Source organism: Cryobacterium sp. 10S3, assembly GCF_034344045.1.
Lineage (GTDB): Bacteria > Actinomycetota > Actinomycetes > Actinomycetales > Microbacteriaceae > Cryobacterium > Cryobacterium glucosi.
Genome location: NZ_CP133773.1, coordinates 2041736 through 2067534 on the forward strand (window position 1 = coordinate 2041736; position 25799 = coordinate 2067534).

A 25799-nucleotide genomic window follows, 5' to 3' on the forward strand; every position below is an offset into this window, starting at 1 on the left:
GCAGACATGGCGGCTACGGGCGACCGGAGGCGCCGAGCGGCACCGGGGTCGCCGCGAGGATCCGGCGCACGATGTCCTCGAGCAGCGGGCTCGAGTCCTGATGCTGGTGCCCGAGCACCCGGCTGCTCGCCACCAGCCGGTGGCCGAGGACGGCGACGGCAAGCGCATCGATGTCGTCGGGGAGCACGAAGTCACGGCCCTGCAGAGCGGATTGCGCCTTGGCGGCACGGATGAGCTGCAGGGTTGCCCGCGGGCTCGCACCGAGGCGGAGGTCCTTGTCCGAACGGGTGGCCCGCACGATGTCGACGGCGTACTGCTTGACGGCGCTGGAGGCGAAGACACCGCGGGCCGCCGTCATCATGGCCCGCAACTGGGCGCCGGTGACGACGGCGTCGATTCCGGCGAGCGGGCTCGAGGTGTCTCGGGAGTCGAGCATCGCGAGCTCGGAGGTCGTGTCGGGGTAGCCCATCGAGATCCGGGCCATGAAACGGTCCCGCTGGGCCTCGGGGAGGGCGTATGTGCCCTCCATCTCGATCGGATTCTGGGTCGCGACGACCGTGAACGGGAGCGGAAGGAGGTAGGTCGCTCCGTCGACGGTGACCTGGCGTTCCTCCATGCACTCGAGGAGGGCCGACTGGGTCTTCGGGCTCGCCCGGTTGATCTCGTCGCCGATCACGATGTTCGCGAAGATGGCCCCCGGCTTGAACTCGAACCTGCGGTCGACCTGGTTGAAGACGCTCACGCCCGTGACGTCGGAAGGGAGCAGGTCCGGTGTGAACTGGATGCGGCTGACCGAGCAATCGACTGAGCGGGCGAGGGCCTTGGCCAGCATGGTCTTGCCGACGCCGGGCACGTCCTCGATGAGGAGGTGGCCCTCGGCGAGGAGCACGGTCAGGGCCGTGACGACGGCGGGGTGCTTGCCTGCGATGACCGTTTCGACGTTGCGGACGATGGCCCGGCCGGCCTCGGCCACGAGGTCGAGGTCGAGGTCTGCGTCGGGCGGGGGGTCCGCCCCCGGCGCGGCCGCCGGTACCGGTCGGATGCCCGGGGCGCGCTGCGTCGGGACGCCCGCGGGGACATCCGTTGTCGCGCCGGCGGGCGGGGCGGTCACACGGGTGCCTTTTGCAGGTACTGCGCGACGACGCGGGGCACGTATGGCGAGATGTCGCCGCCGAGCGCGGCGACCTGTCGCACGAGGGAGCTGGACACATGGGCATTCGCAGGGTCAGGCAGCATGAAGATGGTCTCGACGCCCGCGAGGTTGCGGTTCACGATCGCCATCGGTGTCTCGTATGCGACGTCGACCTGGGAACGGATGCCCTTGATGAGCACGCTTGCCCCGACCTCGAGGCAGTAGTCGACGAGCAGTCCCATGCTCCAGGACGCGACGATGATGGTGTCCGGGAGGCCGGCGTCTGCGATCGCCCGCTGCAGAAGGGAGACGCGCTGGCTGATCGGCAGGAGGGCCGTCTTGTCGGGGTTGTGCACGACGAGCACGTGCACTTCATCGAAGAGGCCCGCCGCCCGTTCGATCACGTCGAGGTGACCCAGCGTGACGGGGTCGAATGAACCAGGGACAACGGCGATCCTGCGCATACGCAATACCCTAACGCGCGAGCACGTCTCGCGCCTCCCCGGGCGGCACACTCTCGGCATTCGCCCTGCTGGGAGGCCAAATTCGCCGGCCAGCGATCGCGCGCGAAAGGCCAGGCGGAGTCTCCCGCCTGGCCTTCGTGCGCGATCTAGCCGACCAGGGCCAGCGACTGGGCCATGACCGCGTCGGACACCGCGAGGTTTCCGCCGAGAATCACGATCCGGCCCGGCTTCAACCGGGCGAGCTCCGCCGCGATGACGGCGGGAATGCCGTTGGGCTGGACGAGGAGCACCGGTCCCTGGTTCACGCCGGCGGCACCTGCACCGGACAATGCATCCTGGTAAGTCTCGCCCGTGGCCAGATAGACCACCGGCACACCCGGTGTCGGGAACGTCCCAGCGGAGATCGCGGCCGACGTGCCATAGGCATCCTGACCCCACAACCGCGTCGTCGGCGCGATCCCGGAGAGGCTCGCGAAGACACCATCCGAGACAGCCAGATTGCCGCCGAGCACCACGATCCTGGCCGGCTTCAACCGGGCAAGCTCTGCCGCGATGACACCCGGGATCCCATTGGGCTGGACGAGCAGCACCGGACCCTTGTTCACCCCGGCAGCACCGGCACCGGACAATGCATCCTGGTACGTCTCACCCGTCGCAACGTACGCGACCGGCACACCCGGCGTCGGGAACGTCCCAGCGGAGATCGCGGCCGACGTGCCATAGGCATCCTGACCCCACAACCGCGTCGTCGGCGCGATCCCGGAGAGGCTCGCGAAGACACCATCCGAGACAGCCAGATTGCCGCCGAGCACCACGATCCTGGCCGGCTTCAACCGGGCAAGCTCTGCCGCGATGACACCCGGGATCCCATTGGGCTGGACGAGCAGCACCGGACCCTTGTTCACCCCGGCAGCACCGGCACCGGACAATGCATCCTGGTACGTCTCACCCGTCGCAACGTACGCGACAGGCACACCCGGCGTCGGGAACGTCCCAGCGGAGATCGCGGCCGACGTGCCATAGGCATCCTGACCCCACAACCGCGTGGCCGTCGCCGCGGCGGGCGCAGCCACTGCGGCGCTCGCGACGCTCGTCGCGGAAACCGCGGGAAGGCCGGTGGCCGTGCCGGTGACCGTCACGGTGACGGTCTTCCCCTGGTCGGCGAGGACGGGTGTATACGTCACGGCTGTTGCACCGGGAACGGCGACCCCTCCAACCGACCACTGGTAGGTGAAAACGATCGGAACCGGGGTCCAGGCTCCGGGAACGGCGGTGAGGACCTGTCGGACCGCGGCAACACCTGTGATGGTCGGGACGGCCGGCGTCACGAGGGTCGCAGGGGCCCCGACGGTGTCGTACAGGGCGTAGTCGTCAGTCACGAGCGTGCCGTTGCTGATCAGGTTGAGTCCGAAGCTGATCCCGGTGACGCCGGCAGGCACGACCGGCGTCGTCCAGGCCACCTGGGTGTACGCGGTCGCCGCGTTATACAACGGGCCAGAGGTCTGGTAGATCCAGCCACCGTCCGCGTTGCGATAGTAGAGGTCGAATTGGGTGGGCACGGTCGATTTGTACCAGGCTCTCAGGGAATAGGTGTGACCGGGGGTCGCCGTCGGTGCACAGGTTCCGAGGTCCTGCATCAGGGCGAGTTTCGCATCGCCGCTGGTCAGGCCCGTCACCACGAGCTGTTCTGCTTTCGTACCGGTATGCGCTTCTGCGGCTGTGGTGAGCGTCGTGAATGTCGCGGTGCTCACTCCAAACCCGCCCTGCTGCCAGCACTCCGGCGGCAGCGTGGTTCCGGCCGGCGGCACCACCGTGCTCGCCGTCTCGAGGCTGGGGTTCAGCACGCCGTTCTCACCGGCGGCCGGAGCTGCCCGGAAGCTGTTCGTGGACGCCACCAGAGGCTTCCCCGTTCCGCCGAGGACCTCGTGAACGGTTTTGACGATCGTGTTGGTGGTTGAAAGGGGGGATGTGGGCGTGCGGACCTTGAGCCAGTCGACGAACTGCTGGAAGAGCGTTGGCGTGATGGTCAGGTTCAGCGGGTCGCACACCCCCGGTGCGGTGTCGCAGACGTGGTGGAAGGTCAGCTGGACCCAGCCTCCGCCGTGGGTCTCGGCATCCGTCACGGTCTTCTGCAGGGTGGCGAGGGTCCAGGTCGAGTCGACTTCCTCGGGAGCCCGGGTCTGGAACGCGTCGGCCGGCGGAATCGTCTCGGCGAACACACCGGTCGTGCCGCCGACGTCGCCGAGCATGCGTCCGCTGTTGAAGCCGCACGCACTCACGGCCGCCGCGACTGCGGGGCTCACGGTCGCGAACGGGTAGGCGAAGTCCGTCGTGGTCTTGAATCCCCAGTCGTCGAGGGTATTCCGGCCCTGGCAGATCTGCTTGGTGACCTCGGCGGCGGGCAGGGTCGTCAGGTCGGGGTGGCTCACGGTGTGGCCCCCGATCTCGTGCCCGCTTGCTGCCATCGCGGTCAGTTGCGGGACGGTCAGATAGTTGGATGCGCCGATCCAGCCGGTCGTGATGAAGAAGGTTCCCTTGAGTCCCGCCGCGTCGAGGATCGAAACGGCCGCACTCTGGTCGGCGTCGCCGTCGTCGAACGTGAGGCTCACGACGGTCACCGGGTCGGTGGTCGCGGCCTGGGACGGGAGGGCCGTCCCCAGAACGGAACCGAGGGACAGCAGCATCACGGACGCTGTTCCGAAGGCGCGCCACCTGGGCCGCCGCCGGAGGGGACTACGCAAGGTCACTCGCAGCGAGTCGCTTGTGTAAGCGGGTTCGGACTGGGACATGTCAACTTCCGTTCGGGCGTCGGGAATCGAATGGTGGGCGAGTGCGTGGGCCGGGTGTGTTCCAGCGCTGTGTGGTCGACGATTCCCGGTGGACGGCACCCGGGTCGATGAAGCTCTTCACCGAGCCCGGATAGACTCCCAAATCGTCCCCGATCGCGCTGGTGCGCAACCCGGGGGAAGGACCTGTTTGATTGTTGAGGCACCGTAGCACCGCGCTCGCGGGACGGGATAGGCCGGGAATCACCCCCACTTCGCGGGTCGCCGGGTGCCCGAAACGACCCAGACCGGTGGCGATGGCGTCGGCCAGGTCTCATTCGGCGGCGCGGAGTTCAGCCCTTGGTGAGCGAGGCCCGTTCCGCGTCGTCGAGTCGCCGGCGCACCGCATCGCGCAGGGCAGGCACGCTCGCGAACTCGGGGTCATCCGCCGCGAGCTCCTGTGCGTGGGTGCGCGCCTCGAGGATGAGTTCGCCGTCGGTCGCGACCCGGAGCAGCCGCAGCGAGGAACGCCCGCCGGACTGCGTGCTGCCGAGCACATCGCCTTCCCTGCGCAGCTCGAGGTCGATCTCGGCGAGCTCGAAACCGTCGAGGGTTGCGGCGACGGCCTCGACCCTCGACCGGGCGAGAGAGTCGACTTCCGCACGGGTGACGAGCAGGCAGAGCCCCGGCACCCCGCCGCGGCCGACCCTCCCGCGCAACTGGTGGAGCTGCGAGACGCCGAACCTGTCGGCGTCGAGCACCACCATCACCGAAGCGTTCGGCACGTCGACGCCGACCTCGATCACCGTGGTGGCCACGAGCACATCGATCTGGCCCGCGGCGAAGGCGAGCATGGTCTGGTCCTTCTGGTCCGCGGTCATCCGGCCGTGCAGCGGTTCGATCCTGGCCGCTGCGAGCTCCGGCCGGGAGCGCAACCTCTCGAGCACGACCTCGACGGATTCCGGGGGCACGGCCGGCGCGGCGTCGGCGGCGCCCTTCTCTGTCGCCGGCTGTTCGAATTCCTCGCCCTCCTCGAGTTCCTTCGGCGCGATCGCAGGGCACACGACGAAACCCTGCCGGCCGAGGGCGAGCTCCTCGGCCAGCCTGGTCCAGACGCGCGAGAAGGTCTGCGGCTTTTCGGCGAGCGCCACAACATAGGTCTGGATGCCCTGCCTGCCTGCCGGGAGCATCGCGATCGTCGACACGTCGAGGTCGCCGAAGACCGTCATGGCCACCGTGCGCGGGATCGGTGTCGCCGTCAGCACGAGGAGGTGTGGTGGCACAGCACCCTTGAGGCGGAGTGCCTCCCGCTGATCGACGCCGAAGCGGTGCTGTTCGTCGATGACCACGAGTCCGAGGTCGAAGAACGACACCGATTCGGCCAGGAGGGCGTGCGTGCCGATCACGATCCTGGCCTGGCCGGAGACCGCTCGCAGCAACGCCTTGCGTCGAAGGGCGACGGGCAGTTTGCCGGTCAGCAGCACGGGCACAAGTTCTGCGGCCAGGTCGGGGCCGAGGATCTGCACGATCGACCGCAGATGCTGGGCCGCGAGCACCTCCGTCGGCGCAAGCAGGGCGGCCTGCCCCCCGGTGTCGGCGACGGCGAGCATCGCCCGCAGCGCGACGAGCGTCTTGCCTGAACCGACCTCGCCCTGCAGGAGCCGGTTCATCGGTGCGGTGTCGGCGAGGTCCCTCGCGATCTCGGCGCCGACGGTCAGCTGGTCGCCGGTGAGGGTGAACGGAAGGCGGGCGTCGAAGCGTTCGAGGTACCCGCCGGGGACGGGCACCCGTGCGGTCGACTTCGTCGCCCTGGCGGCGTTTCGCTGCTGCACGAGCGCGCTCTGCAGCACGAATGCCTCGGTGAACCGAAGGGTGTCGCGGGCCCTGATCCAGTCGGCGTCGACGGCGGGTTGGTGGATGAGCTCGAGGGCCTTCCGGTGCGGCAGCAGGCCGCGTTCGGAGCGGAGCGCAGGCGGGAGCGGGTCCTCGACGGGGCCGAGGTGCTTGAGTATCTTTCCGACGATCGTCTGGAAGTCCCAGCTCGCGACCGCGGCGGTCGCCGGGTAGACCGGGACGGGCTCGACGAGCCAGGCCTCGCCTTCCGTGGGAATCTCGTGTTCCTGTTCCTCGTCGCTCCCGGCGACGAAGAGCTTGTAGTGCGGATGCGCCAGCTGCAGCTGGTTCTTGAACGAGGTGACCTTGCCGGTGAACATGCCGCGGGTGCCCGGTGCGAGCAGCTTCTCGCGCCAGGCCTGGTTGAAGAACGTGAGGGTGAGGATGCCGCGGCCGTCGGAGATCTTGACGGTCGTGATCGAGCCCTTGCGGGTCTTCATGTCGTGGGTGGAGATCGAACGCACCTCGGCGAAGATCGTGACCTGTTCGTCGAGCGGCAGTTCGCTGATCGCGCTGAGCTCTCCGCGCCTGGCGTAGCGGCGAGGGTAATGACTGAGCAGGTCGCCGACGGTGCGCATGTCGAACGCCTTGGCGAGCGATTTCGCTTCGGCGGCCGTTATCGTTCCGTGTGCCGTGAGCGGGGTATCCAGGGTCAGGGCGCCGGTGAGCTTCTCGCCGTCCGCCGCGGTCGCATCCGTCATCCTTCGATCGTAGGCGCGGCCGCCGACACTGCGGTCCGGCTAGGCTCGAACGGACATGACGCGCATCATCTCCGGGTTCGCCGGTTCCCTGCCCCTCGCTGTTCCCAAGTCGGGCACACGCCCCACGAGCGACCGGGTGCGCGAGGCGATCTTCTCCGCCCTCGACGCCCGTGACATCATCCGGGGCGCCCGGGTGCTCGACCTCTACGCGGGCTCCGGTTCCCTCGGGCTCGAGGCCGCGAGCAGGGGTGCCCGCATCGTGACCCTTGTCGAGAACAGCTACGGGGCCGCTCAGATGTGCCGGAAGAACACCGACGCGGTGCTCAAGGCCGCCCCGAAGAAGGACGCCCCGTCGATCCGCGTCTCCGCGCAGGCCGTGCAGTCATTTCTCGCGGCGACGGGCGACGGGTTCGAACTCGTCTTCCTCGACCCGCCGTATGAGCTCTCCGACGTCGAACTCGGGCACAACCTGCTCGCCCTGACCCCCCTGCTCGACCCGGACGCCCTCGTCGTCGTCGAGCGCAGCTCCCGCTCCCCCGAGCCGTCCTGGGGTCCTGGCCTCGCTTCCGAGCGCCGCAAGGACTACGGCGACACGACCGTCTGGTACGCCGCCCCGGTGCTCGCCGGCCCGTAGCCGCCGCAGGCGCGGTCAGCCGAGGGCGCCGTCCCAGCCGCGGTACGGGTCCCAGCCGCCCTGCTCGTGTGTGCGGCCGTCGACGAGGACCGTGCCCGCGGCATCCGTCGCCGTGCCGATCACACGGAAGCCCTCCGGCAGCACGGCGCCGGCAGGGAAGGTCGCGAGCAGGCCGTGGTCCTCGCCGCCGCCGAGCGCGAGCCCGACGCTGTCGCCGAGGGAGTCCGCCGCGAAGTCGATTCCGACCCCGCTCGCCTTGGCCAGGCGCCCGGCATCGATGAAGAGGCCGTCGGAGAGGTCCATCATTGCGGTCGCCCCCGCGAGGGACGCGGCAGGGCCGCGGTCGATCGGCGGTGTCGGGGCGAGCTGGGCGCCCACCTCGACCGGGTAGCGCTCCCGGACGGCCGCGGCGAGCGCGGCATCCGGAACACCGTTCGTGTCGACTCCGTGCCGGAAGAGCAGTGCGAGGCCGGCCCCTGCCTCACCGAGCCCCCCGGCGAGGGCCACGACGTCGCCTGCACGCGCTCCGGAGCGCAGAACCGGTTCCCGTCCCTCCAGGTCTCCGAAGGCCGTCACGGCCAGCGTGAGGGCGTCAGAGGCGGACAGGTCGCCGCCGACGACGCCACACCCCGGCGCGAGCGCAGCGCAGCATTCCCGGAGCCCGTCGGCGATGCCCTCGATCACGGAGATGGGGGTCGACGGCGGGGCCGCGATCGCGACGACGAGCGCCGTCGGGCGCGCGCCCATGGCCGCGACGTCGGACAGGTTGGTGGCCGCGGCCTTCCAGCCGAGGTCGTGCGGGGTCGACCAGGCCATCCGGAAGTCCGGCCCCTGGATCATCATGTCGGTCGTGACGACGTATCGCCCGTCGGGGGCGCGGAGCACGGCGGCATCGTCGCCGGGGCCGAGCAGCTGAGTCGCAGCATCCGGCAGCCGCGGGAAGATGCGGGCGAGCACCTCGCCCTCGCTGAGCTCGGCGAGGGTCTCGGTCGCCGGTCCGGCGTTCATCGCAGCGGCACCGGTGTCTCGCACAGCCCGCGATTCCGACGCAGCCGCCGGGGATGCGTTCGCGGCAGGGGTTCTCGCAGCAGTGGTCATCTTCAAACGGTAGCCTGAATGGAATGTCTCTCCGCTCCCGTACCCGCCGCAGTCTCGCCACGTCGACGCTCGCCCTGGCCGGCGTCGTGCTCCTGAGCGGATGCACGGCGAGCGTCGCCCTCGAACCCGCGGCGGACGCAGTGAACCCCGGTTGTGCAGACGTCGTCGTTCACCTGCCGACGCTCGTCGCCGACCAGGCCGAACGCGAAACGAACGCCCAGGCGACGGGTGCGTGGGGCAGCCCGGCCGCCGTGCTGCTGCACTGCGGCGTCGCGGTGCCTGCCCCCACGACGCTGCCGTGCCTCAACGTCAACGGCATCGACTGGATCGAAGACGACTCCGCCGCTCCGCTCTACCGGTACACGACCTACGGCCGCACCCCGGCGAGTGAGGTCGTCATCGACTCTGGCAAGGTCAGCGGCTCGACGGTGCTCGTCGACCTGGCCGCCGTGATGGCGGTCATCCCCGCGACGGCCAAGTGCCTCGGGGCCGCCGACGTGACCCTGCCGACCGACGGCGGAACCCTCGCGCCCTGAACGACGCCTGCCGCCCCTGATCAGGCAGGAAGCGGGTCCCGCGCCGGGACGCCGCGGCGGGCGAGCGCGACTGAGATCAATTCGTCGATGAGCGCGGGATAGGTGTAGCCGCTCTGAAGCCAGCACGTCGGGAACATCGAGATCGGCGTGAAGCCGGGCATGGTATTGATCTCGTTGATGACCCAGCCGGTGTCAGTCAGGAAGAAGTCGACCCGCGCCAGCCCGGCGCCGTCGATGGCGTCGAACGCCCGGATCGCCATCCGCTGCATCTCGGCGAGCTCGGCCGGGGTCAGGGCCGCAGGGCACACCAGTTCGATGCCCGCTGCCCCCAGGTACTTGGCGTCGAAGTCGTAGAAGTCACGCCCGGTGACGAGTACTTCTCCGGCGACGGATGCCCGCGACGGCTCCCCCGGACGGCCCTGCAGCACGGCCACCTCGAGTTCGCGGCCCACGAGGCCCGCCTCGATCAGGACCTTGTCGTCCTCCGCGAGGGCGGTCTCCATGGCACGGACCAGCTCGGCGGGGTCTGTGACCCGGCTCACGCCGACGCTCGACCCGGCGCGGGCCGGCTTGACGAAGGCGGGCAGCCCGAGTTCGGCGAGGGCCGCGTAGGCCATTCCGGGCGCTTCGGCCCAGTCGGCCGCAGTGATCGTGCGCCACGGTGCGACCGGAAGGGAGGCCTGCTGAAAAACGGTCTTGGTGAAGTGCTTGTCCATCCCGAGCGCCGAGGCGAGCACGCCGGATCCGACGAACGGCAGGCCGAGGAGTTCGAGGAGACCCTGGATGGTGCCGTCCTCACCGTACGGGCCGTGCAGGATCGGGAAGACGAGGTCGACGCTGCCGAGCACGCGGGCTGCGGCGCCGGGGGCGTCGACGACACGGAGCGTGCGGTCGAGGGACGATTCCGGCCAGTGCACCCGGCTGCCGTTGTCGGTGACGACGGGAAGCTCCGCTGCCGAGGATCCGAGCGCGAAGTGCGCCGGGTCATCCGCTTCGAGCACGAACGCGCCGTCGCGGGTGATCCCGATCGGGATCACGTCGTAACGCGACCGGTCAATTGCCGCCAGGACTCCGCCGGCCGTGGCGCAGCTGATCGAGTGTTCGCTTGACCGACCCCCAAAGAGCAGCGCTACCGTGAGCTTGTCCGTCATCAATTGTCCTTTCGCCCTGCGGTTCCGCCGAATCCGTGGTGAGGTGAGGGGCGATGTCCCGCGGTTTCAGCGTACCGGCCAGCACCTGCCGCACCTGTTCGACGATGGGCATGTCGACACCCTTGGCCCTGGCGAGATCGAGGATCGGTCCGACGGAGGCGAGGCCTTCCGTGGTCTGCTGCATCTGCTTGACGACATCCGCGATGCTGTAGCCCTGGCCGAGGAGCCGCCCGGCCGTGTTGTTGCGGGAGAGCGGGGACTGGCAGGTGGCGATGAGGTCGCCGAGGCCGGCGAGGCCGGCGAGGGTCTCCGGCTGGGCGCCGTATGCGACGGCGAAGTCGGTCATCTCGACGAGGCCGCGGGTGATGATCGAGGCCTTGGTGTTCTCGCCGTAGCCGACACCGTCGACGATGCCGATCGCGACGGCGATGAGGTTCTTCAGCACGCCGCCGAATTCGGTGCCGATCACGTCGGTGTTGACGTAGGAGCGGAAGTACCTGTTGGTCGCGAGGATCGCGACGGCCTGGGCGGTCTCGAGGCTCGTCGAGGACACCACGGCGGCCGTCGGCTGCTCCCTGGCGATTTCGAGGGCGAGGTTGGGTCCGGAGATCGCGGCGATGTGGTGCGGGTCGATGGGCAGCATCTCTTCGATGATCTGGCTCATCCGCTGGCCGGAGCCGCGTTCGACGCCCTTCATGAGCGACACCAGGATCGCGTCGGGCTCGAGGAACGGTTCCATCAGGACGAGGTTCTCCCGCAGCGACTGGCTCGGGACCGAGATGAAGACCTGCTCGGCTCCTGCGAGGGCCTGGTCGAGGTGCGGGGTCGCGCGGAGGCCGATCGGGAGGTTGATGCCGGGAAGGTAGTCGCTGTTCCTCCGGCCCTCCGTGATCTCGCGGGCCAGTTCCGGCCGGCGGGCCCAGAGCACGACGTCGGCGCCGCCGTCGCTCAGGATCTTGGCGAAGGTCGTCCCCCAGCTTCCCGCTCCGAGCACGGCGACGCGCGTACCGACAGGGACACCCTGCCGTTGTTTAGCCTTCAAAACGGCCGGTCTCCTTCTGGTCGTGCTCGGAGGGGTTCCAGCGTTTCGCCGGGGCCTTCTCGCCGCGGAGGTCCTCGAGGAGCCCGGTGATGGCATCCATCAGGATGGCCGTTGCCTCGTTCAGGGTCGCCGTGTCGAGGCTGCGTCCCTTGAACTCGTCGAAGGACAGCGGATCGCCGATCTTCACGTGGATGGTCTTGCGGGGAAACGGGCTGATCCGTTTCGAATACCGCGGCATCAGGTCCTGGGTGCCCCAGTGGGCGATCGGCACGATCGGGATGCCCTGCTCGAGTGCGATCCGCACGGCACCGGTCTTCCCGCGCATCGGCCAGAGCTCGGGGTCGCGGGTGAGCGAACCCTCGGGGTACACGATGACCATCTGGCCGCGCTCGACGAGCCGCCTGGCGGCCTTGACGGGTTCGTTGCCACGCGCGACCCCGCCCCGTTCGACGGGGATCTGGCCGGACTTGCGCAGCAGCCAGCCGAGTACGGGGATCTTGAAGACGGATGCCTTCGCCATGAACCGGGGAGCACGCCCGAGCTTCCACGCGAGTGCGCCGACGACGATCGGGTCGATTTCACTGAAGTGATTCGGCGACAGCACGAACGCCCCGGTCTGCGGGAACTTCCGGACGTCGGTCACCCGGTACCGCACCGCAAGGTTGACCGCAGGGAGCACGATCGTCGCGAGGATCCAGAACACCGACGGCTGTGTGGTCTCCTTGCGCACCCTCACCGGTTTCGCGGACGGATCGGGTTCGACGGACGGTTCGGATGACGGACTTGCTCCATTGACTGGCACAGGGCCATTATCCTTCGAGATCGAAGTCCGCCCCCAACAGCCGCAGCTTCGTGATGAAGTTTTCGTAGCCACGGCTGATGATTCCCACGTTGCTGACCGTCGAGGTGCCCTCGGCGGTGAGCGCCGCGATCAGGTGGCTGAAGCCGCCGCGCAGGTCGGGAACCTCGATGTCGGCGCCGTGCAGCTTCGTCGGCCCCGCGATGACGGCGGAGTGGTTGAAGTTGCGCTGTCCGAAGCGGCACGGGTGGCCGCCGAGGCATTCGCGGTGGATCTGGATCGTCGCGCCCATCTCGACGAGGGCGTCGACGAAGCCGAAGCGTTGTTCGTAGACGGTTTCGTGCACGATCGACACGCCGTGGGCGTGGGTGAGGGCGATCACGAGCGGCTGCTGCCAGTCGGTCATGAAGCCGGGGTGCACATCCGTTTCGATGACGACGGGCTTGAGGTCGCCGCCCGGGTGATAGAAGCGGATGCCGTCGTCGTGGATCTCGAAGGCGCCTCCGACCTTACGGAACACGTTGAGGAAGGTCAGCATCTCGGACTGGCGTGCGCCGCCGACGAAGATGTCACCGTCGGTCGCGAGCGCGGCTGCCGCCCAGCTCGCGGCCTCGTTCCGGTCGAAGAGCGCCCGGTGGTTGAAGCCCTCGAGTCGTTCGACGCCCTCGATGCGGATGACCCGGTCGGTGTCGACCGTGATGATCGCACCCATCTTCTGCAGGATGTTGATCAGGTCCATGATCTCGGGCTCGATCGCCGCGCCCTTGAGCTCGGTGATGCCCTCGGCGCGTACGGCGGTGAGCAGGACCTGCTCCGTCGCCCCGACGCTCGGGTACGGGAGGGAGACCTTGGCCCCGTGCAGGCCGTTCGGGGCGGACATGCGGATGCCGTTGGGCTGCTTGTCGACGACGGCGCCGAACTTGCGCAGCACCTCGAGGTGGTAGTCGATCGGCCGGTCGCCGATGCGGCAGCCGCCGAGGTCGGGGATGAACGCCTCGCCGAGGCGGTGCAGCAGCGGTCCGCAGAACAGGATCGGGATGCGGGAGGACCCCGCGTGCGCGTCGATCGCGGCGAAGTGCGCGCTCTCGACGTCGACGGGGTCGAGCAGGAGTTCTCCGGGCTCTGGCCCGTCGGTCACCTTGACGCCGTGCACCGCGAGCAGCTCGCGCACGATGCGCACGTCGCTGATGTTGGGCACGTTCTTCAGGATGCTCGGGCTCTCGCCGAGCAGGGAGGCGACCATGGCCTTGGTGACCAGGTTCTTCGCGCCCTTGAGTTCGATCCGGCCGATCAGCGGGATGCCGCCGCGAATCGTGATCTTGTCGCCTTTCAGCCCCACAGCGGCCCCCCAGCTCTGTGCGTTCTCACGGTTTTGTTCGTCTTCGAGGAGCTGCGCCTTCACGGCTGCGTCTTCACGATTCTGGGCGATCTCGCTGATGGTACTCACAAATTTACCTGCCTTGCGGGGAGAGTACGGGGCCGCCACGGCTCCCGATGGGATTCGAATTCTGCGATCCGCGCTTCATCACGCAGGGTCAGGCCAATGTCGTCGAGGCCTTCGAGCAGGCGCCAACGGGTGTAGTCGTCGACCTGGAATGGCACTGTGAAATCGCCGACGCGTGCTGTACGCGCAACCAGATCGACGGTGAGTTCTATTCCCGGGTCGGCCTCGATGATGCTCCAGAGCTTCTGGGCATCGTCCTCGGTGATCTGCGCGGCAAGGAGGCCCTGTTTGCCGGCATTGCCGCGGAAGATATCGCCGAACCGGGGGCAGAGCACCACGTCGAAGCCGTAGTCGCGCAGCGCCCAGACGGCGTGTTCGCGAGACGATCCCGTGCCGAAGTCCGCGCCGGCGACGAGAATGCGCGCGCCCGCGTACTCCGGCCGGTTCAGCACGAATTCGGGGTCCGTTCGCCAGGCGGCGAAGAGCGCGTCCTCGAAACCGGTCTTGGTGACGCGTTTGAGGTAGACGGCGGGGATGATCTGGTCCGTGTCGACGTTGGAGCGGCGCAGCGGCAGGGCGATGCCCGTGACGGTTGTGAACTTGTCCATGGTCAGAGTGCTCCATCCAGTGCCGGTGCCGCAGCAGGGGCCAGTTCGGCCGGGATCGCGTCGGCGGGGACGAGGCCGTCCGCGACGAGGTCCCACGGGCTCGACAGCGTGCCGCGGATGGCGGTGGCCGCCGCCACGAGCGGGGAGACCAGGTGGGTGCGGCCGCCCTTGCCCTGGCGGCCCTCGAAGTTGCGGTTGCTCGTCGAGGCGCAGCGTTCGCCGGGGGCCAGCTGGTCCGGGTTCATGCCGAGGCACATCGAGCAGCCCGCGAATCGCCATTCGGCACCGAAATCGGTGAAGACCTTGTCGAGGCCTTCCGCCTCCGCTTCGATGCGAACCCGGGCGGACCCGGGGACCACCAGCATCCGCACGCCGGGGGCGAGCGTCTGCCCGCGCACGATGTCGGCGGCGGCACGCAGGTCTTCGACGCGGCTGTTGGTGCACGAGCCGAGGAACACGGTGTCGACCCGGATGTCCTTCATACGAGTGCCGGCCGCGAGGTCCATGTATTCGAGGGCACGCTCGGCGGCGGCGCGCTCGTTGGCGTCGGCGACGTCGGCCGGGTCAGGCACGGTCTCGCTCAGCGAGACGCCCTGGCCGGGGTTGGTGCCCCAGGTCACGAAGGGCTCGAGGGTGTCGGCGTCGAGAACGACCTCCGCGTCGAACACGGCGCCCTCATCGGTCGCGAGGGTCTCCCAGTACGCGACCGCGTCGTCCCAGTCCTGACCGGCCGGCGCGTGGGCGCGACCCTTCAGGTAGGCGTACGTCGTCGCATCCGGTGCGACCATGCCCGCGCGGGCGCCCGCCTCGATCGACATGTTGCAGATGGTCATGCGGCCCTCCATCGAGAGGGCGCGGATGGCGCTGCCGCGGTATTCGAGCACGTAGCCCTGTCCGCCGCCGGTGCCGATCTTCGCGATCACGGCGAGGATGACGTCCTTGGCGGTGACGCCGGGGCGCAGGGCGCCTTCGACGGTGATGGCCATGGTCTTGAACGGCTGCAGGGGCAGGGTCTGGGTGGCCATGACGTGTTCGACCTCGCTCGTGCCGATGCCGAGGGCCATCGCCCCGAAGGCGCCGTGCGTGGAGGTGTGCGAGTCGCCGCAGACGACGGTGATGCCCGGTTGGGTGAGCCCGAGCTGGGGTCCGACGACGTGCACGATGCCCTGCTCGATGTCACCGAGCGAGTGCAGCCGCACGCCGAATTCCTCGCAATTGCGGCGGAGCGTCTCGATCTGGGTGCGGCTCGTCAGGTCCTTGATCGGCCGGTCGATGGCGAGCGTCGGAGTGTTGTGATCCTCGGTCGCGATCGTCAGGTCCGGTCGGCGCAGCGGCCGGCCGGCGAGGCGCAGCCCATCGAAAGCTTGCGGGCTCGTGACCTCGTGCACGAGGTGCAGGTCGATGTAGATGAGATCCGGGGTTCCGTCGGAACCCTTGCTGACCAGGTGTTTGTCCCAGACCTTCTCGGCCAGGGTCCGCGGGCGTTCGCCGGACATCGATACGTTAGTCATGTGTGTGCGTCTTCCTCAAGATTTGATGGCAGCCAACGACAGTCTCCGCGACGAGGGAGGCCTCAGAATTGGGACTCGTCGCGGCAGATAAGAAGGAGTCGACCGAACAGCACCCGGACAGGCTAACACTTCGCGCCGAGTCTTCGCCGAAGGTCACGACGGTGACACGACCGATTCGACGAAGACGACCGTGACATTGTCGTGCCCGCCGCGCGCGAGCGCCTCGTCGACGAGGGCGTCCACAACGGCCTGCTGGCCGTTGGCCTGCTGCTCGGCGAGGAGCCTCGAGATGTCGTCAGGCTCGAGCTCCTTGGTGAGGCCGTCGGAACAGATCAGGAAGGCACGGTGACCGGATGCCGGCACGAGCCAGACGTCAGCGTCGACGAACTCATCGGTTCCGATCGCCCTCGTGATGATGTTCCGTTCGGGGTGCAGTTCGGCGGACCGAGGCGTGATCAGTCCCGCGTCGACGAGTTCCTGCACCGCGGAGTGGTCGACGGACAGCTGGGCGAGGTGAACCCCGTCCCACGTGTAGATGCGGGAGTCGCCCACGTTGAAGGCCATCCAGTGCAGGCCGATGTCCGCACCGGCATCGACGAAGGCAACCCCGGCCAGCGTCGTGCCGCTCACCGCGGTTCCGAAGTCCTCCGCGCCGCTCAGGTCGCGCACCGCGTCGTTGGACGAGTGGATGGCGTCGAGGATGCGCTCGGGGGTTGAAGGACGGCCAGCCTCGATGTGTTCTTCGAAGACTCTCAGGACGGTCTGGCTCGCCTCGTCGCCGTGGGCGTGCCCGCCCATCCCGTCGGCCACGAGAAAGACCGGAGAGTGCGCCATGAAGCTGTCCTCATTGAGCTGCCGGACCTGGCCGACCTCGCTGCGCGCGCCGACGGTGAACGAGACCGTCACCGTTGGGAGGGTCATCGTGTCTGCGCTCTGGACCAAGCCGGTACTCCCTCGTGCTGCGGCGCGTGTTCCGAGCCGACCCGATCGCGCCTCGACGAGGCGTCAGAGACCCACGGTACCAATTCGGGGGGACTTTTCGCGCCGCCAGGACACGTCGCGCCCGCGCTATTCCTTCGTGGTGAGCGACAGTTCCTCGCCGAGACTGTGGCCGCGGGCGCGGGCGTCCCGGTTCGCCTTGATCAGGCTCGCGACCGTGGCGACGGCCATCGAGACCACGATCACGCCGAGCGACGTCCAGGTGTCGATCTCCGGCGCCCAGCCCACACCATGGCCGCCGTTGATGAACGCGACCTCATTGGTGTGGAGCGCGTGCGAGACGAGCTTGACTCCGATGAAGAACAGGATGAAGGCGATGCCGTACTTGAGGTACACGAGCCGTTCGAGCAGGCCGCCGAGCAGGAAGTAGAGCTGCCGGAGTCCCATCAGGGCGAAGACGTTGGCCGTGAACACGATGAACGGGCTCGTCGTGATCCCGAAGATGGCGGGGATCGAGTCGAGGGCGAACACGAGGTCCGTCGTGCCGATTGCGATGAAGACGATCAGCATCGGGGTGAAGACCCGGCGTCCCTTGACGGTGGTGCGGATCTTCGACCCGTCGAAGGTCGGGGAGGTCCGCAGGCGGCGACGGATCATCTTCACGAACGCGTTGTCGGCCTCGTTCGCGTCCGGTTCCTTGGCGACGGCCTGATGCACGGCCGTATAGAGAAGGAAAGCGCCGAAGATGTAGAAGATCCAACTGAAGTTCTCGATGAGGGACGCCCCGAGAAGGATGAAGATCAGGCGCAGGACGAGCGCGATGATGATGCCCACCATCAGTACTTCCTGCTGGTATTTCCGCGGCACGGAGAATCTCGCCATGATGATGACGAAGACGAAGAGATTGTCGATGCTGAGGCTGTACTCGGTGAGCCAGCCGGCGAGGAACTGACCGGCGTGTTCGGCATCGGCCAGGAGCAGCATCGCAAGCGCGAACAGCAGGGCGAGCACGACGTAGAAGACGACCCACAGGCTGGCCTCGCGCATCGAGGGCACGTGCGGGCGCTTGTACACGATCAGCAGGTCGCCGACCAGGACCAGGGTCAGGATGACTAGGGAGCCGATTTCGAACCAGAGGGGAAGGGCGAGATCCACGGAGGGGCCTTTCGAGGAGAGGGAGGGCAGGCAGAGAACCTGAAAGTCTCTCCCGCGACAAAAGATGCCGCCGATCCGACCGGAACCCCTGCACCGCGGTCCGTGTTGACGATCAGATCACTAAACCCAGTGGGCTTTGAGGGATACTCCCCTTCACGGGGGTAAGCCTAGCGGATTTCCGTGCCGAATCCGACGGACCGCGCCATAATGTGCCTGCGCCGGAGAGTGGCGCGCACTCTCGAGAGGCACGGACCCGATGGCGCAGATCGAAACCCCCGAGCAGCAAATCGAACGGCTTTCGGCCCAGGTCGCACAGTTGCAGGCCCGGTTGGAGACCGCACCGCCGAGCACTCCCGGCGTGTCTGAACCCACCAAGGCATCGCTCCGGCTGCGCGCATTCTTTGCCGCGCTCCTGATCGCCGTCGGCGTCATTCTCGCCCCGGTCGCCGTCGTCGCCGCGTGGACCAAAACCGAGGTCACCGACACCGGCCGATTCGTGGCCACCCTGTCGCCTCTTGTGGACGACCCGGCATTCCAGGCGTTCCTCGTTGACCAGATCACCACGGTGATCGACGACCAGGTCGACTTCGAGGCCATCGCAACGGACCTGTTCGACGGAATCGCCCAGCTCAACCTGCCGCCGAGGGCCCAGACAGCCCTCGGCCTGCTCAAGCAGCCGGCCATCGAGGGTGCGCGGTCGCTGGTCCGCACGGCGACACAGCGGCTGATCGCTTCGGACGCCTTCGCGAACATCTGGGAGCAGTCCCTGCGGGTCAGTCATTCCCAGGTCATCGCGGCGCTTCAGGGCGATACGGGCGGGCCGCTCACCATCGGAGCCCAGGGTGAGGTCGGCATCCAGCTGGCGCCGCTCATCGCCGCGGTGAAGAGCGCCCTCGTCGCCCAGGGCTTCGCTCTCGCCGATCGGATCCCGGAGATCAACCGCACCATCCAGGTCGCCCAGTCCGCCGCTCTCGTCCAGGCACGGGTCGCCTACCAGCTCCTCGACGTCCTGGGGTTCGTGCTGCCGTGGGTGAGCCTGGTCCTCCTGGCGGCCGGCGTCGTCGTGGCCAGGCGGAAGGCACGGGCGCTGATCTGGGCGGGTCTCCTGCTCGCGCTCTCGATGGCCGTGCTGGCGACGGGAATCTCCGTCGGGCGCATCCTCTTCGCAGGCTCCGTCTCGCCGCAGTACCTGCCCCGGGATGCCGCACTCGCCACCTACGACGCGATCGTGCCGTTCATCAGCGCGACAGCGCTGGCTGTGGGGACCGCAGGCGTGACCGTCGCCGTGGTGGCGTACCTGGCCGGGCCCTTCCGCGGCGCGATCGTGGTCCGCCGGCTGACCGTGGACTCTGCCAGGAGCATCCGCTCGTCGGCGGAACGTCGAGGAGGAACCACGGGAGCGTTCGGGGTCTGGCTGTACTCCGTGCGGCGATACGCGCGGGTCGTCGTTGCGCTTGTGGCCGGGGCCGTCGTGCTGTTCGTCCGTCCGCTGTCGCCGGGCGTGATCATCGGCACCGCCGTCACCGCCCTCGTCGCGATCCTGCTGATCGAGCTCCTCCAGCGCCCGCCAGCGGATGGCGTTGCCGCAAGCCTGTAGCCTTCGACCGTGAACGTTGAGAGCACGGATGAGACCACGGGCGAGACCACCGCGGAGACCTCAGGTCCGGGCGGCTCCTCCCCTGCCTCGGTCTCGCGGCCGCCGGTAGCGGCCCGCCGTGCCCGCATAGCGGTCGGCGTGCTCTTCTTCACCAACGGTGCGATCTTTGCGAACCTGTTGCCGCGCTATCCCCAGATCAAGGCCGACCTCGGCCTCACGAACGCGGAATTCGGCTTCGCGGTCGCCGCATACCCGCTCGGCGCGCTCATCGCCGGGTTGACGGCCGGGATGCTCGTGCGCCGGTTCCGCTCCTCCCGGGTGGCGATCGTCGCCACGGTGTTCACCGCGGTCGGCATCCTGCTTGCCGGGGTGGCCCCGGCCTGGCTTCCGCTCGCGGCCGGATTGTTCCTGGCCGGCGCGATGGACTCGATCACCGACGTCGCCCAGAACTCACACGCGCTGAGGGTGCAGCGACTGTACAAACGCTCCATCCTCAACTCGTTCCACGCTGTCTGGAGCATCGGTGCGGTATCCGGCGGCGCACTCGGGTCCCTCGCCGCCGGGCTCGGCATTCCCCTGGCCGTGCACCTCACGCTCTCCGCCGTGCTGTTCAGCCTCCTGGCCGCGCTGTCGTACCGCATGCTCCTGTCCGGCCCCGAACCGGACGAGACGCGTGCCGCCAATGTTTCGGCCGGCGTGCAGACGCGCACCGGACGAGCGGTGGGCGTGTTGGCGAAATACGCGGTGCTCCTCGCCCTCGTGCTCATCGCGGCGTCCGGGGCCATCGTCGAGGACGCCGGCAGCTCCTGGTCGGCCATTTACCTCTCCGTCGACCTCGGCGCATCAGCCTTCGTCGCGGGCCTCGGCTTCATCGCGCTCCAGGGCATGCAGTTCATCGGGCGGATGCTCGGCGATCGGCTCGTCGACCGGTTCGGCCAGCGCGCGGTCGCGAGAACGGGCGGCGTGATCGTCTGTGTCGGCATGGGAAGCGCCCTCCTGGTCCCGTCGGTCCTGGGCACCGTGGTCGGATTCGGCCTCGCAGGACTCGGGGTCGCGACCCTGATCCCGGCGGCCATGCATGCGGCGGACGAGCTTCCTGGCTTCCGCCCTGGCTCCGGGCTGACGATCCTCGCCTGGCTTCTCAGGGTCGGTTTCCTCGTCTCGCCGCCCGTGGTCGGCGCGATCGCTGACGCGTCCTCGCTCCGGCTCGGCCTGCTCGTCGTGCCTGTGGCCGGTGTGCTCACCCTGCTGTTCGCCGGGGTCCTGTCCGGCCGGGAGCCTCGCGGGCCCAGCAGCTGATCTTCTCCTCGCGCCGAAGTGAGCGCAGAAAGTGCGCCGGCTCAGCCTCCCGCGGCGGCCAGCCGGCCGACGACGATCGTGACGGCATCCCCAGGTCTGGCGGCGCTGCCGGCCGGTGGCGACGTCGTGACGACCGTGCCGACGAGAGCGGGGTCCTTCACATCGGTTTCGTTCTTCACCACGGTGAAGTTCGACAGGGCGGCGCGGGCTTCGACTTCACGTTTGCCCGAGACGTCCGGTACGACGACGAGCGCGGCGTTGCTCGTGCGCACCGTCACGGCAGCGCCGCGGGCCGCGCTTGCTCCCCCACCGGGCTCGGTGTTCGCGACAACGCCGGCAGGCAGCTCGGAGTCGATGGTTCCGCCATTCACGAAGAGGAAGCCTGCGGATTCCAGGGTCGACTGCGCCTGGCTGAGGCTCTTGCCGCGGAGGTCAGGAATGGACACCTGGGCGGCGTTGATCACCGCGCCGGAGGCCGCGGGAAAGGCAACGCCGGGATACTTCGCATTCGCGACGCTCATCACGTCCGGCCACATCCGATGCCGTGCCGTCGCGGCCTGCTGGCCGTTGAAGGAGGTGGTGCGCTGATCCCTGTCACCCGTGACGCTCATCACGCCGGCGACGGTGGCGACGGTCGTGCTCGCCCCGCTCATCCAGGTGTCCTTGTTGCCGTCTGTGGTCCCGGTCTTGCCGATCATCGGCGACTTCGGACTGGTCGCCTTGAACGAGGCGGATCCGGTTCCGCTCGCCATGACCTGCTGCATCGCGGTCGTCATGCCGGCGGCGACGTTCGGATCGACCGACTGGTGGCACGCCGACTGCGGAACGGCAAGCGCCGTTCCGTCGGAGCCGGTGATGTGGTCGATCACGATCGGGCTGCAGGTGGTGCCCTTGTTGGCGATGCCGGCGAAGGCGACCGCCATGCTCAGGGGCGCGACCTCGTTGGTGCCGAGCACCGCTGAGGCACCCTGCTCGAGCGGGGCGCCGTCGGCGCGCGTGACGTCGAAGGCCTCCGCGGTCTTGCGGATGCCGCACAGGTCGAGTTTCTTGGCCATGCCGATGAAGCCGGTGTTGATGGACCCGATCGTCGACTGCAGGGCGCTGTAGTTGGCGCCGGATTCGTTCGAGTCGTTCTTGGGGTTGTAGCCGGGGAAGCTCACGGTGCCGCCGGTCGCGCAGCTGTCGCGGAAGGTGCCCCAGTTGGCCTTGCGCCGGGAGTCGACCCGCTCGTTGAGCGAGTGGCCCTCGGTCAGCCACTCGGCGAGGGTGAACACCTTGTACGTCGATCCGGGCTGGAACCCGTGGGAACCGCCCTGGTCGACGTTGGTGTTGTAGTTGATCCCGGTCAGGTTCGACCCGGTGATCGGCACATCCGGGTCCTGGCTGTAGTCCTTGTTCTGCGTCATGGCGAGAACCTTGCCGGTGCCGACTCCGACGCTGACGATCACGCCACCGACGTCCCAGCCGGGGTAGGTGTCAGGAACGTTGGCCTTCATCGTGGCCTCGGCGGCCTGCTGCATGTCGAGGTCGAGGGTCGTGTAGACGTTGAACCCGCCGCGGCGGAAGTTGGCCATCCGGGTGGTGTCGTCGGCTCCGAAGGTCGGGTCGTTCTGCAGGGTATTCACGACGAGGTCGCAGAAGAAGGCACTGCCGCCGGCGGTCTGGCAGCCGGTCGAGGGCACGTGGATGCTGGGCTCGATGGCCGTGGCGATCGCGGCATCGTGGTCGGCCTGGTTGATCTTGCCGTACTTGAGCATCTGGTCGAGGATGTAGTCGCGGCGGTCCTTGTTCGCGGCGTAGCCGTTCGCGGCGCCGTTGGTCTCGCTGTCGGGCTGGTCGAGCTGGAACTTGACCGGGTTGTTCACGATCGCGACGAGGCTCGCGGCCTGCGGGAGCGTCAGCGTCGCCGCCGTCGAACCGAAGTAGTACTCCGCGGCGGACTCGATGCCGTAGACGGTGCCGCCGAAGCCGGTGATGTTCAGGTACTGGCGGAGGATGTCGTCCTTCGCGTACTTCTTCTCCACGCCGATCGCGAGGCGCATCTCCTTGAGCTTGCGATCAGGAGTCTTGGCGATCGCGGCGTCATAACAGTCCGACTTCTTCTGCGTATCCGTGAGCACTTCGCACTTCTGCACGAGCACGTTCTTCACGTACTGCTGGGTGATGGAGGAACCACCGCGAGTGCCGCCGCCCGCGAGGGTCGAGACGAGGCCGCCGACGGTGCCCTGCAGGTCGACGCCGCCGTGGTCGTAGAACCGGGGGTCTTCACCGGAGGTCGCGGCGTCCTTGACGAACTGGTTGATCGCATCCGAGGCGACCTCGACACGGTTCTGGTCGTAGAACGAGGCCAGGAGGTAGGGGGCGCCGGTGCTCGTGGTCGCGTAGATGTTGCTCTTCTGCGAGAGCTGGTCGATCTTCAGGTAATCGGGCAGGTTCTCGAAAACAGTGATCGCGTTTGTCGCAGCAAGGCCGGAGAGGCCCAGGGCGGGAGTAACCGCGGCCGCCACGAGAACACCGGCAACGACACTCATCCCGACAAAACCCAGCAATCCGCCGACCGCTTCAAAATTCCGCCTGGTATTTGGTTTTCCGTACACGTATCCCCCAATTTTATGCCCGGCCATGCGGCAAATTCGCTGCCGCACTGGCTCCCCCGCGACCAATCTATCCCGAAGATGCCGCACGCCGGGGTTCATTTCGAAGGCGACCGACGCAGCTAGGTTTATCGAGAGGGAGATCTATGCCAGCCGATACCAGCACGGAGCGCGTCAGCGCGTCTCGAGGGACGAGCCGATTCGGCCGATGGCCGAACTGGACCCTCGGGCTGATTGTGGCTGCCTTCGCGGTCGCCACGATCTTCGGTACCGCAGGCGACGTGAGTTCGCTCGTCCTCGGATTCTTCGCGTTGTGGATTCCCGTCGTCGTGTGCTGGATTGCGATCGGCCGGACACGGTCCCGGCGCAGGGACCTGCACCTGATGACCGCCGCCGTGACGGTCCTGGCGGCCGGAGACACGTTCTTCGCACTGGCGACGACCGGAGGCGAATCCCTGCCGCGTCCGTCCTGGGCGGATGTCGGCTTCCTCGGCTTCTACCCGCTCATGTTCGCGGCACTCATCGTTCTCGCGAGGCGCACAATCCGGGGTCTCGCGTCTCCGATCGTCCTGGACAGCGCCGTCGGGTCTCTCGGTGCGGCCGCCCTGTTGGCCGTGCTGCTCGATCCGATCCTCAAGGCGGCCCTCGCGACCCCGGGATCGTTCGCCACGACCGTCGCATTTGCGTATCCGCTCGGAGATGTCCTGCTGGTGGCCTTCTTCGTCGGGATTGCAGCCTCCCACGGCACCTCCATCGGCCCGGGCTGGACCCTCCTTGTTCTCGGTCTCGCTGTCTTCACGGCCGCCGACATCATCAGCGTGTCCCTGCACCTGAACGGCCTCTACGTCATCGGCAGCCCCCTCGACATCGGCTGGCCCCTGAGCCTCGCCCTGATCGCGTCGTCGGTCGACAGGGAGGCCCGCCTCGGCTCGCACCCTCGCCAGTCGACGTGGGCGATCCCCGAACAGACGGTTCCCGCGATCGCCACGGCCGCGGGTCTCCTGGTCCTGATCCTGGGAACCCAGCTGAAGATCTCTCCGCTCGCCGTCGTCCTGGCGGCCCTGACCCTCACCGTGGCGGCACTGCCCCTGATCTTTCGCCAGCGCATCCGTATTGCGGATGCGCATCGCCAGGCGCGGACCGATGAGCTCACGGGGCTGCCCAACCGCCGCGCCCTCTACGCCGATGTGCCCGCCCGGCTGGCCGCGAATCCGCACCGGACGAGCGCGCTCCTCCTTCTCGACCTCGACAAGTTCAAGGAGGTCAACGACAGTCTCGGTCACGATGTCGGTGACCTGCTCCTGTTCCAGGTCGCCGGCCGGATTTCCGGTCAGCTGCGCACCGAGGATCTCTTCGCGCGCGTCGGCGGCGACGAGTTCGTGATCTTTCTCGACGGTTCGGATTCGGTCAGGGCGGAAGCGGTGGCCTGGAAGCTGCGCGCGACCCTGGCCCAGCCGTTCATCCTCGCGGGCATCTCGGTTCAGGCCAGCGCCAGTATCGGGATCGCCGGGTACCCCGACCAGGGCGAGGACCTGACCATGCTGCTCCGCAAGGCGGACATGGCGATGTACACGGCGAAGGCGACCCACAGCGGCCACCACGTCTACCGGGGCACCGACGACAATCACGGGGAGGATCGGCTGCACCTGCTCGAGGAGTTGCGCTTCGCGCTCGTCGATGACCAGCTGGTGCTGCACTACCAGCCCAAGATCGACCTCAAAACCGGGGACGTCTGCGGGGTCGAGGCCCTGGTCCGCTGGAACCACCCGACGAGGGGTTTGTTGCAACCCGACGATTTCCTCGATCTCGTCGAGGAGTCAGGGCTGATGCATGCGATGACCGAGATCGTGCTGCGTGAGGCCCTTGACCAGGCCGCAACCTGGTCTGGCCAGGGCCGGACGCTGACGATGGCGGTCAACATGTCCCCGAGTTCCCTGATCGACACGGTGCTGCCCGAACGGATCAGCGCGATGCTGTCGTCGCGTGGTCTGTCCCCCACAGTGCTGGTCCTGGAGATCACCGAAGATTTCCTCCTCTCCGACCGGGAACGCGCGCGCAGCATCCTCACCCGGTTGCAGGCGACGGGAATTCGGATCTCCATCGATGACTTCGGGACCGGGTACAGCTCCCTGGCGTACCTGCGTGACCTGCCGATCGACGAGCTCAAACTCGACAAGTCCTTCATCATCCCGATGAAGGACGATCCTCGCGCAACGGCCCTCGTCGTCTCGACCATCGACATGGCACACAGCCTCGGCCTGCGCATGGTGGCCGAGGGCGTGGAGGACGCTACGGCATACTCGGAGCTCATCGGCTACGGCTGCGATGTCGCTCAGGGCTTCCTGATGTCCCACCCTGTGCCTGCGGCCGAGCTGGAAGACTGGTTCGCCGCGAGAGCGTTGGATGGAAGCGCTCTGGGCCACATATCAGGCTGAGT

19 protein-coding genes are annotated in these 25799 nt (G+C 68.0%); 5 read left to right on the top strand and 14 right to left on the bottom strand.

The window, feature by feature from the left end; all coding sequences use genetic code 11:
• Positions 1 to 13: 13 nt before the first annotated feature.
• The 4 genes from RHM57_RS09520 to RHM57_RS09535 form a co-directional block, all read right to left on the bottom strand.
• Positions 14 to 973 carry an AAA family ATPase gene (locus RHM57_RS09520; RefSeq protein ID WP_241975540.1) on the bottom strand — a complete coding sequence of 320 codons (960 nt, stop codon included), beginning with the start codon at positions 971 to 973 and terminating at the stop codon, positions 14 to 16.
• A 134-nt stretch (positions 974 to 1107) separates the two neighbouring features.
• The gene (coaD, locus tag RHM57_RS09525) at positions 1108 to 1596 is read right to left on the bottom strand and encodes a pantetheine-phosphate adenylyltransferase (RefSeq protein ID WP_134447540.1); all 489 of its coding nucleotides are present in this window, start codon (positions 1594 to 1596) and stop codon (positions 1108 to 1110) included.
• Positions 1597 to 1742: 146 nt separating this feature from the next.
• On the bottom strand, positions 1743 to 4280 hold the full coding sequence (locus RHM57_RS09530; protein WP_241975541.1) for a cell wall-binding repeat-containing protein: 2538 nt from the start codon (positions 4278 to 4280) through the stop codon (positions 1743 to 1745).
• A gap of 434 nt (positions 4281 to 4714) precedes the next feature.
• Positions 4715 to 6955 (bottom strand): ATP-dependent DNA helicase RecG, encoded by a 2241-nt coding sequence (locus RHM57_RS09535; RefSeq protein WP_134560775.1) that lies wholly within the window; start codon positions 6953 to 6955, stop codon positions 4715 to 4717.
• A 55-nt stretch (positions 6956 to 7010) separates the two neighbouring features.
• Here RHM57_RS09535 and rsmD point away from each other — a divergent pair, with 55 nt between their 5' ends.
• Positions 7011 to 7589, top strand: coding sequence for a 16S rRNA (guanine(966)-N(2))-methyltransferase RsmD (rsmD, locus tag RHM57_RS09540; RefSeq protein WP_134447536.1), 579 nt, complete (start codon positions 7011 to 7013; stop codon positions 7587 to 7589).
• Positions 7590 to 7604: 15 nt separating this feature from the next.
• Here rsmD and thiL read toward each other — a convergent pair whose 3' ends face one another.
• Complete coding sequence (gene thiL / locus RHM57_RS09545) at positions 7605 to 8597, bottom strand: thiamine-phosphate kinase (protein ID WP_322189851.1); 993 nt, start codon at positions 8595 to 8597, stop codon at positions 7605 to 7607.
• Positions 8598 to 8710: 113 nt separating this feature from the next.
• Between thiL and RHM57_RS09550 the strand changes: the two genes are divergently transcribed.
• Entirely contained in the window at positions 8711 to 9223 is a 513-nt protein-coding gene (locus tag RHM57_RS09550; RefSeq protein ID WP_134447532.1) for a DUF3515 family protein, read from the top strand.
• A gap of 20 nt (positions 9224 to 9243) precedes the next feature.
• Here RHM57_RS09550 and RHM57_RS09555 read toward each other — a convergent pair whose 3' ends face one another.
• From RHM57_RS09555 to RHM57_RS09590, 8 genes are all read right to left on the bottom strand, one after another.
• A complete protein-coding gene (locus RHM57_RS09555) occupies positions 9244 to 10374 on the bottom strand; it encodes a D-alanine--D-alanine ligase family protein (RefSeq protein ID WP_134447530.1) in 1131 nt (376 codons plus the stop codon).
• Positions 10277 to 11368: an NAD(P)H-dependent glycerol-3-phosphate dehydrogenase gene (locus tag RHM57_RS09560; protein ID WP_416173112.1), complete on the bottom strand. Its 1092-nt coding sequence runs from the start codon at positions 11366 to 11368 to the stop codon at positions 10277 to 10279. Before RHM57_RS09560 ends, RHM57_RS09555 begins: the two co-directional genes overlap by 98 nt.
• 37 nt (positions 11369 to 11405) lie before the next feature.
• Positions 11406 to 12146, bottom strand: a complete 741-nt coding sequence (locus tag RHM57_RS09565) for a lysophospholipid acyltransferase family protein (protein WP_241975531.1) — start codon at positions 12144 to 12146, stop codon at positions 11406 to 11408.
• Positions 12147 to 12225: 79 nt separating this feature from the next.
• Entirely contained in the window at positions 12226 to 13554 is a 1329-nt protein-coding gene (gene murA / locus RHM57_RS09570; protein ID WP_134448059.1) for a UDP-N-acetylglucosamine 1-carboxyvinyltransferase, read from the bottom strand.
• A 104-nt stretch (positions 13555 to 13658) separates the two neighbouring features.
• Positions 13659 to 14267: a 3-isopropylmalate dehydratase small subunit gene (leuD, locus tag RHM57_RS09575; RefSeq protein ID WP_134560776.1), complete on the bottom strand. Its 609-nt coding sequence runs from the start codon at positions 14265 to 14267 to the stop codon at positions 13659 to 13661.
• Positions 14268 to 14269: 2 nt separating this feature from the next.
• A complete protein-coding gene (gene leuC / locus RHM57_RS09580) occupies positions 14270 to 15778 on the bottom strand; it encodes a 3-isopropylmalate dehydratase large subunit (protein WP_322189796.1) in 1509 nt (502 codons plus the stop codon).
• Positions 15779 to 15931: 153 nt separating this feature from the next.
• Positions 15932 to 16699 carry a PP2C family protein-serine/threonine phosphatase gene (locus RHM57_RS09585; protein ID WP_134560805.1) on the bottom strand — a complete coding sequence of 256 codons (768 nt, stop codon included), beginning with the start codon at positions 16697 to 16699 and terminating at the stop codon, positions 15932 to 15934.
• Positions 16700 to 16846: 147 nt separating this feature from the next.
• On the bottom strand, positions 16847 to 17872 hold the full coding sequence (locus RHM57_RS09590) for a TerC family protein (RefSeq protein WP_322189797.1): 1026 nt from the start codon (positions 17870 to 17872) through the stop codon (positions 16847 to 16849).
• A 256-nt stretch (positions 17873 to 18128) separates the two neighbouring features.
• Here RHM57_RS09590 and RHM57_RS09595 point away from each other — a divergent pair, with 256 nt between their 5' ends.
• Complete coding sequence (locus tag RHM57_RS09595; protein WP_322189798.1) at positions 18129 to 19469, top strand: hypothetical protein; 1341 nt, start codon at positions 18129 to 18131, stop codon at positions 19467 to 19469.
• Positions 19470 to 19478: 9 nt separating this feature from the next.
• The gene (locus tag RHM57_RS09600; protein WP_134560777.1) at positions 19479 to 20768 is read left to right on the top strand and encodes an MFS transporter; all 1290 of its coding nucleotides are present in this window, start codon (positions 19479 to 19481) and stop codon (positions 20766 to 20768) included.
• A 41-nt stretch (positions 20769 to 20809) separates the two neighbouring features.
• Here RHM57_RS09600 and RHM57_RS09605 read toward each other — a convergent pair whose 3' ends face one another.
• On the bottom strand, positions 20810 to 23299 hold the full coding sequence (locus tag RHM57_RS09605; RefSeq protein WP_322189799.1) for a transglycosylase domain-containing protein: 2490 nt from the start codon (positions 23297 to 23299) through the stop codon (positions 20810 to 20812).
• A gap of 209 nt (positions 23300 to 23508) precedes the next feature.
• Here RHM57_RS09605 and RHM57_RS09610 point away from each other — a divergent pair, with 209 nt between their 5' ends.
• Positions 23509 to 25797, top strand: a complete 2289-nt coding sequence (locus RHM57_RS09610; protein ID WP_322189800.1) for a putative bifunctional diguanylate cyclase/phosphodiesterase — start codon at positions 23509 to 23511, stop codon at positions 25795 to 25797.
• Positions 25798 to 25799 lie beyond the last annotated feature (2 nt).